The organism is Streptomyces globisporus, from assembly GCF_003501885.1.
Classification (GTDB): Bacteria; Actinomycetota; Actinomycetes; order Streptomycetales; family Streptomycetaceae; genus Streptomyces; species Streptomyces globisporus_D.
This window is the reverse complement of record NZ_QWFA01000065.1, coordinates 19,377-27,393: the sequence shown is the minus strand read 5'-3', so window position 1 is coordinate 27,393 and position 8,017 is coordinate 19,377. Positions and strand designations below refer to the sequence as shown.

General features: G+C 68.5%; 8 protein-coding genes. All 8 read left to right on the top strand.

Translation table 11 applies throughout. The features are described 5' to 3' along the window. Positions 1 to 199 precede the first annotated feature (199 nt). The 8 genes from D3105_RS14610 to D3105_RS14575 all read left to right on the top strand — a co-directional run bounded on the left by D3105_RS14610 (position 200) and on the right by D3105_RS14575 (position 7,857). Positions 200 to 808, top strand: a complete 609-nt coding sequence (locus tag D3105_RS14610) for a CDP-alcohol phosphatidyltransferase family protein (RefSeq protein ID WP_006123083.1) — start codon at positions 200 to 202, stop codon at positions 806 to 808. 112 nt (positions 809 to 920) lie between these two features. After that, positions 921 to 3,416 carry a mannose-1-phosphate guanyltransferase gene (locus D3105_RS14605; RefSeq protein WP_030623757.1) on the top strand — a complete coding sequence of 832 codons (2,496 nt, stop codon included), beginning with the start codon at positions 921 to 923 and terminating at the stop codon, positions 3,414 to 3,416. Positions 3,417 to 3,513: 97 nt separating this feature from the next. Next, complete coding sequence (locus D3105_RS14600) at positions 3,514 to 4,428, top strand: DUF881 domain-containing protein (RefSeq protein ID WP_118903644.1); 915 nt, start codon at positions 3,514 to 3,516, stop codon at positions 4,426 to 4,428. Further along, complete coding sequence (locus D3105_RS14595) at positions 4,425 to 4,757, top strand: small basic family protein (RefSeq protein WP_003970459.1); 333 nt, start codon at positions 4,425 to 4,427, stop codon at positions 4,755 to 4,757. The genes D3105_RS14600 and D3105_RS14595 overlap by 4 nt, the downstream gene beginning before the upstream one ends. A 5-nt stretch (positions 4,758 to 4,762) precedes the next feature. Next, positions 4,763 to 5,575: a DUF881 domain-containing protein gene (locus D3105_RS14590; RefSeq protein WP_118903643.1), complete on the top strand. Its 813-nt coding sequence runs from the start codon at positions 4,763 to 4,765 to the stop codon at positions 5,573 to 5,575. Positions 5,576 to 5,765: 190 nt separating this feature from the next. Then, entirely contained in the window at positions 5,766 to 6,545 is a 780-nt protein-coding gene (locus D3105_RS14585; protein WP_118903642.1) for an FHA domain-containing protein, read from the top strand. Between the two features lie 41 nt (positions 6,546 to 6,586). Then, positions 6,587 to 7,330: a MerR family transcriptional regulator gene (locus D3105_RS14580; RefSeq protein WP_073778955.1), complete on the top strand. Its 744-nt coding sequence runs from the start codon at positions 6,587 to 6,589 to the stop codon at positions 7,328 to 7,330. Between the two features lie 53 nt (positions 7,331 to 7,383). Continuing rightward, positions 7,384 to 7,857, top strand: coding sequence for a bifunctional nuclease family protein (locus tag D3105_RS14575; RefSeq protein WP_006123076.1), 474 nt, complete (start codon positions 7,384 to 7,386; stop codon positions 7,855 to 7,857). The last annotated feature ends 160 nt before the right edge of the window (positions 7,858 to 8,017 follow it).

Sequence of the window (8,017 nt, the reverse complement as noted above, 5' to 3'; positions counted from 1 at the left end):
CTGCAGGGGGGACCCTGTGGGAGAGTAGGACGCCGCCGAACAATCTTTCCGGGAAAGCCCCGTGCCCTTGTGGCACGGGGCTTTTCTGCGTTCCGGACCGTCGCCCGAGGTCCACCCTCCACCCCGCTGCACCCGACGGTGGAAGCTGAGGGTAAGGTCAGGGGGCATCATTGGCACGTTCTTCACAGGAGGCTCCCGGGTGGAGGTCCAGGAGACCCGGGTCCAGACGGACCGGGTCCTCACCATCCCCAACATCCTCAGCATGGCTCGCCTTGTCGGGGTACCGCTCTTCCTGTGGCTGATTCTCCGCCCCGTCTTCGGAGGGCCCAACAGCGACAACTGGGCGCTGTTGGTACTGATGCTCAGCGGCATCAGTGACTACCTCGACGGGAAGCTCGCCCGCAAGTGGAACCAGATCAGCAGCCTCGGCCGACTCCTGGACCCGGCGGCCGACCGCCTCTACATCCTTTCCACCCTGGTCGGCCTCACCTGGCGGGAGATCCTGCCCCTCTGGGTCACCGCGCTGCTTCTCGCCCGGGAACTGATGCTTCTCGTGATGGTGGCCATCCTGCGCCGCCACGGCTATCCGCCGCCGCAGGTCAACTTCCTCGGGAAAGCTGCAACCTTCAACCTGATGTACGCGTTCCCCTTGTTGCTGCTCAGCGACGGGAGTGGTTGGCTGGCCACACTGGCTGCCGTTTTCGGATGGGCGTTCGCAGGATGGGGTACAACGCTCTACTGGTGGGCAGGAATCCTGTACGTGGTTCAGGTCCGCCGGCTCGTGAAGGCGGACGCAGTAGCCGATTGAGCTCGTTGATGCGGTGCCGCGCAATGTGGCCGGCCCGCGGCAGATGGTGCGCATGATGCCCCGACGGGCGAAGTCGGCTGACCGTCGTCTCTTCTAGGAGGACGTTTCCGACATGAAGGCCGTCGTGATGGCTGGCGGCGAAGGCACACGTCTTCGCCCCATGACCTCGAGCATGCCCAAGCCGCTCCTGCCCGTGGCCAACAGGCCGATCATGGAGCACGTCCTGCGGCTGCTCAAGCGGCATGGGCTCAGTGAAACCGTAGTGACCGTCCAGTTCCTCGCCTCCCTCGTCAAGAACTATTTCGGGGACGGCGAAGAGCTCGGGATGGAGCTCACCTATGCCAACGAGGAGAAGCCACTCGGCACCGCGGGCAGCGTGAAGAACGCCGAGGAGGCGTTGAAGGACGACACGTTCCTCGTCATTTCCGGTGACGCGCTCACCGACTTCGACCTCACCGACCTCATCGCCTTCCACAAGGAAAAGGGCGGCCTCGTCACGGTCTGCCTCACCCGGGTTCCCAATCCGCTGGAATTCGGCATCACCATTGTGGACGAGAACGGCCAGGTCGAACGGTTCCTGGAGAAGCCGACCTGGGGGCAGGTCTTCTCGGACACCGTGAACACGGGCATCTACGTCATGGAGCCCGAGGTATTCGACTACGTCCAGGCCGACACCTCGGTCGACTGGTCCGGAGACGTCTTCCCTCAGCTGATGAAGGAGGGCAAGCCCATCTACGGCTATATCGCCGAGGGCTACTGGGAGGACGTCGGCACCCACGAGAGCTATGTGAAGGCCCAGGCGGACGTCCTGGAGCGCAAGGTCGACGTGGAGCTCGACGGTTTCGAGATCTCCCCCGGTGTGTGGGTCGCCGAAGGAGCGGAGGTCCACCCCGACGCCGTGCTGCGCGGACCGCTGTACATCGGCGACTACGCCAAGGTCGAGGCCGACGTCGAGATCCGCGAGCACACGGTGGTCGGATCCAACGTCGTCGTCAAGACCGGAGCCTTCCTCCACAAGGCCGTGGTGCACGACAACGTCTACATCGGACAGCACAGCAACCTGCGGGGCTGCGTGGTCGGCAAGAACACCGACATCATGCGTGCGGCCCGCATCGAGGACGGCGCCGTCATCGGCGACGAATGCCTGGTCGGCGAGGAGTCGATCATCCAGGGCAACGTCCGGGTGTACCCGTTCAAGACGATCGAGGCCGGTGCGTTCGTCAACACCTCGGTCATCTGGGAGTCCCGAGGACAGGCGCACCTCTTCGGCGCGCGCGGGGTCTCCGGAATCCTGAACGTCGAGATCACCCCCGAGCTGGCCGTACGCCTCGCCGGCGCCTACGCCACGACCCTGAAGAAGGGTTCGACGGTCACCACCGCCCGTGACCACTCCCGAGGCGCCCGCGCCCTCAAGCGAGCCGTCATCTCGGCGCTCCAGGCCAGTGCCATCGACGTACGCGACCTGGAGAACGTACCGCTGCCCGTCGCCCGCCAGCAGACCGCCCGGGGCAGCGCCGGCGGCATCATGATCCGTACGTCGCCCGGCGTGCCCGACTCCGTGGACATCATGTTCATCGACGAGCGGGGCGCGGATCTCTCGCAGGCGCAGCAGCGCAAGCTCGACCGGGTCTACGCACGCCAGGAGTACCGCCGTGCCTTCCCCGGCGAGATCGGGGACCTGCACTTCCCGTCCAGCGTCTTCGACTCGTACACCGGGTCACTCCTGCGGAACGTCGACGTCGAGGGCATCGCGGAATCCGGGCTCAAGGTCGTCGTCGACGCGTCCAACGGAAGCGCCGGGCTCGTTCTGCCCAGCCTGCTCGGACGGCTCGGCGTGGACGCGCTGACGATCAACCCCGGGCTCGACGAGGCGCGGCCCACCGAGTCCGCCGACACCCGGCGGGCCGGTCTGGTGCGGCTCGGAGAGATCGTGTCCTCCGCGCGGGCAGCCTTCGGAGTGCGGTTCGACCCGGTGGGCGAGCGGCTCTCCCTCGTCGACGAGCTCGGCCGGATCATCGAGGACGACCGGGCCCTGCTGGTCCTCCTCGATCTCGTCGCCGCCGAGCGGCGCAGCGGTCGTGTCGCCCTGCCCGTGACGACCACACGCGTCGCCGAACAGGTGGCGGCCTACCACGGCACCCAGGTGGAGTGGACGACCACCTCGCCCGACGACCTGACCCGGGTGGGTCGGGAAGAGGACACCATCTTCGGAGGAGACGGGCGCGGAGGGTTCATCGTTCCCGAATTCAGCAGCGTCTTCGACGGGACCGCCGCCTTCGTCCGGCTCATCGGGCTCGTCGCACGGACCCAGCTCACCCTGAGCCAGATCGACGCGCGCATTCCCCGGGCACACGTCCTGCGCCGCGACCTGGCGACGCCGTGGGCCGTCAAGGGGCTCGTCATGCGACGGGTCGTCGAAGCGGCCGGAGACCGCAGCGTGGACACCACCGACGGGGTCCGGGTGGTCGAGGCGGACGGCCGGTGGATCATGGTCCTGCCCGACCGGGCGGAAGCCGTCACCCATCTGTGGGCGGAAGGCCCGGACGACGCCTCGGCGCAGGCGCTCCTCGACGAGTGGGCCGCGGTCGTGGACAGCGCGGGAGACTGATGTGAGAAAGGTGCGCCGCGACGCCCGGGGCAGGGTGCCGCGGCGCACCGGTGGGGCCATTCGGCGGCAGCCGTGATGACGTGCGACGATGTGCGGCATGTCGCAGCAGTCCCCCGATCGGAGCACCGCCCCGCCGTCCGCACGCCCCGACGCCTCCATGTCGCTGCTGAACAACGTGATGGACCACAGCCTCGACGACGGGTACGCGGAGGCCTCGGCGCGGCGCAAGGCCGACGGGAGCGCGGGGCTGCCCCGTTCGCTCAGGTCGAAGTTCGGTCTCGCGGCCGGACTGGTGGTGGCCGCCCTGGTCGTCACCCTCGGTGCCGCCGAGGCGCGGATCTCGGCTCCGGTCGTGGCCAAGGAGCGCGAAGAGCTGATCGACCGCATCGACGCCGAGACGGAGGCCGCGGACACCCTGGAGTCGAATGTCGACAAGCTCCGCGCCGATGTGAGCGAACGTCAGCGCAAGGCGCTCGAGCAGCACGGCGGGGACCAGGGGCAGCTGGTGGCCCTGCTGGCCGGGGCGACCCCGGTCGAGGGCCCCGGCGTGAAGCTGATCGTCGACGACGCGAAGAACACCGACCAGGGAGGCGGCGGGCCCCGTGAGTCCTCGGGCTTCGCCGACACCGGACGGGTGCGCGACCGGGACATGCAGCGCGTCGTCAACGGGCTGTGGGAATCCGGCGCCGAGGCCATCGCCATCAATGGGCAAAGGTTGACGGCCCTGTCCGCCATCCGGGCCGCCGGCGACGCCATACTGGTCGACAACAGACCGCTCGTACCGCCGTACACGGTGCTCGCGGTGGGGGACGGCAAGAAGCTCGCGACCGCGTTCCAGGACAGCGCCGACGGCCAGTACCTGCAGGCGCTCAAGGAGAGCTTCGACATCCGCACCAGCATCTCCGACCAGGCGAAGGTCCAGCTTCCGGCGGCGCCGAGCCTGATCGTCCGTACAGCAGAGCCGAAGGCCGCCGGCAGTGGTGCGGCAGACACAGGGAAGGGCACATCGTGATCGCCGTACTGGGCCTCGTCGTGGGAGTCGTGGTCGGACTGTTGGTCCGGCCCGAGGTACCGGCGGTGGTCGAGCCCTACCTGCCGATCGCGGTGGTCGCCGCGCTCGACGCCGTGTTCGGCGGTCTGCGGGCCATGCTCGACGGGATCTTCGTCGACAAGGTCTTCGTGGTCTCCTTCCTCTCCAACGTCGTGGTGGCCGCGCTGATCGTCTTTCTCGGCGACAAGCTGGGCGTCGGCGCCCAGCTCTCCACGGGTGTGGTGGTCGTGCTCGGCATCCGGATCTTCTCCAACGCCGCCGCGATCCGCCGGCACGTCTTCCGGGCTTGAGGCCGATGAACAACGACGAGAACCCCCGCAGCGAACAGCCCGACGGTGGCGCGTCCGCCGTCCCGGACGCCCCCGTGCCACCGACCCCGGCCAAGGAGGTGACCGGCCGGCAGCGGCTCAAGGCGGGCCTGTGGCCGCCGCGGCTGAGCCGGGCCCAACTGATCGTCGCCGTGCTGCTGTTCGGGCTCGGCCTGGGGCTCGCCATCCAGGTGCGGTCCACCAGCGACGACAGTGCGCTGCGCGGCGCCCGGCAGGAGGACCTGGTCCGCATCCTCGACGAGGTCGACGACCGGACCCAGCGCCTGGAGGACGAGAAGCAGCGCCTGGACGACCAGCGCACCGAGCTGGAGAACAGCTCCGACCAGGCGGAGGAGGCCCGGAAGCAGACGCTGGAGAAGGAAGGCCAGCTCGGCATTCTCGCGGGCACCGTCGCGGCACAGGGCCCCGGCATCACCCTGACGATCACCGACCCCGCGCGTGCGGTCGCGCCCGACATGCTGCTCGACGCCCTTCAGGAGCTGAGGGCGGCGGGCGCGGAGGCGATTCAGGTCAACGGGGTGCGGGTGGTGGCCAACACCTACTTCTCCGGGGACGCCGGGGACGTCCAGGTCGACGGGAAGAAGATCGAGGCACCGTACGAGTTCACGGTGATCGGCAAGCCGCAGGATCTGGAGCCGGCCCTGAACATCCCCGGCGGTGTGGTCCAGACGCTGGAGAAGGAGCAGGCCACCGTGCTCGTGGAGCGGTCCGACGACATCGTCGTCGACGCCTTGCGACCGGCGCAGCGGCCTGACTACGCTCGGTCGTCCTCCCCGTGATCGGGGCGAGCGCGGGGGCCGCTCGACCGGGTCGGACGGTTGCGGGGGGTCGCCGCACCGGATTGGTGGTGCGTGGTGGAAACTGTCGGGTGGATACGGACGTTGTGAAGATGTCCGGGTCGGCAGGTGTGTTCAATCAGGGTTCGTCCTGCCCCACGGGCGGGTCTATGTCGGTCAAGGGGAATCGCCCGTGAAGTTGTTTGCGAAGTTGTTCGGGAAGAGTGCACGCGAGGACAGCAACAGTGCTGCCCGCCACCGCGCTCCGCGCCACGCCCAGGGCGAGGAGCAGGAGGCGGAGCGTCCGCTCTTCCGCGACGAGGTGTCCGGAGCCCCGGGGGGTGACGGCGTGTCGGCTGTTGACCCTGCCGGTGCCGGACGCATAGGTTTCGGCGCACCATCAGCCTCGAGTACGGGTGGAGGGTTCACCCCGGAGGGCTCGTCGATGCCGGTCTGTACGAGGTGCGGTCACCACAACGCGGAGGCCAGCAAGTTCTGCTCCAACTGCGGTGCGCCGCTGCGGGGCGGCGTTCCCGAGCGTCCCTCGGAGACGACGTCCACGATCTCCATCTCCGGTCTCGAGGCGTACGAGGCCGAGGCGACCGGCCAGACCGCTCTGCCCTCGCTCTCCCCGGAGGCCCAGGCCGCGGTCGACGCCCTGCCCGCGGGCTCGGCCCTGCTGGTCGTGCGACGCGGTCCGAACTCCGGCAGCCGCTTCCTGCTCGACAGCGATCTGACCACGGCCGGCCGTCACCCGCAGAGCGACATCTTTCTCGACGACGTGACCGTGTCGCGGCGTCATGTGGAGTTCCGCAGGAGCCCGGAAGGTAGCTTCACCGTGGGCGATGTCGGCAGCCTCAACGGCACCTACGTCAACCGTGAGCGCATCGATTCGGTCCCGCTGTCCAACGGCGACGAAGTCCAGATCGGAAAGTACCGCCTGGTCTTCTATGCGAGCCCGCGGGGCGTGTGACCAGCCCCGGACGCCGTCCGGGGGGACTCCCAGGAAGGCCCATGCTGCGAACACCGACAGGCGGTGCCGGACACGGCACCGCCACCGCGGAAGCGCGACCGATGAGCATCGGAACGGTGCTCATCCAGCTGCGCGAGGAGTTTCCCGAAGTCACCATCTCCAAGATCCGGTTCCTGGAGGCCGAGGGGCTCATCGAGCCGCAGCGCACTCCTTCCGGATACCGGAAGTTCGCCCCGCGTGATGTGGAGCGCCTGGCGCAGGTGCTCCGGATGCAGCGGGACCACTACCTGCCGCTGAAGGTCATCCGGGAGCACCTGGACGCGCTGGCCCGGGGGGAGCAGCCCGTTCTGCCCTCGCCCGGTGCGCAGCGGGACCTCACCGACGGGGTGTGGGAGGCCGGCCCCGGTGGGGCGACCGCCGCCCGGATCGGGCGGGCGGAGCTGCTCGCGGCCGCCGAGGTCGACGAGGAGCGGCTGACAGAGTGGGAGTCCTACGGGCTCATCGTCCCGTCCCCGGACGGCGGATACGACACCGAGATGGTGACCGTCGCCAAGCTGGTGGCGGATCTGGGTCGTTTCGGTCTGGAACCACGTCATCTTCGGGCCATGCGGGCCTCCGCCGACCGGGAGGCGGGCCTGGTGGAGCAGGTGGTCGCACCCCTGCGCCGGCACCGTAATCCGCAGACCAGAGCCCATGCCGAGGCCACCGCGAACGAGCTCGCCGAGCTGTCCGTACGGCTGCACGCGGCGCTCGTGCAGAGCGCTCTGCGTACCCGTCTGCACTGACCTCGGCGGTGCCCGACTACCCAAACATGGCGAGCACGTCCTAGGGTTGCTGTGTGAACGAGCTCGACGTTGTCGGTGTCCGGGTGGAAATGCCCTCCAACCAACCGATCGTTCTCCTGCGTGAAGTGGGAGGCGACCGGTACCTCCCCATTTGGATCGGTCCGGGGGAGGCGACCGCGATTGCCTTCGCCCAGCAGGGCATGGCTCCCGCCAGGCCGCTGACCCATGACCTGTTCAAGGATGTGCTCGAGGCCGTGGGCCAGGAGCTCACCGAGGTCCGCATCACGGACCTGCGCGAAGGGGTCTTCTACGCGGAGCTCGTCTTCGCCAGCGGAGTCGAGGTGAGCGCCCGGCCCTCCGACGCCATAGCGCTCGCCCTGAGGACCGGCACGCCGATCTACGGCAGTGACGGCGTGCTGGACGATGCGGGCATCGCGATCCCCGACGAGCAGGAGGACGAGGTGGAGAAGTTCCGCGAATTCCTCGACCAGATCTCTCCGGAGGACTTCGGTACGAACAGCCAGTGACCGTCCCGCAAGGGGGTGCCGTCAGCGCATCCGACAAGCCTTTCCCGGAAACGAGACACGGGAAACCACCCTCAGGGTGATTATCACTCGGCGTGCCGAGTGTGGCGATCGTTGACGCACCCCGAGTGACTGCCTACCTTCGAGTGGGCAGGTCAAGGAC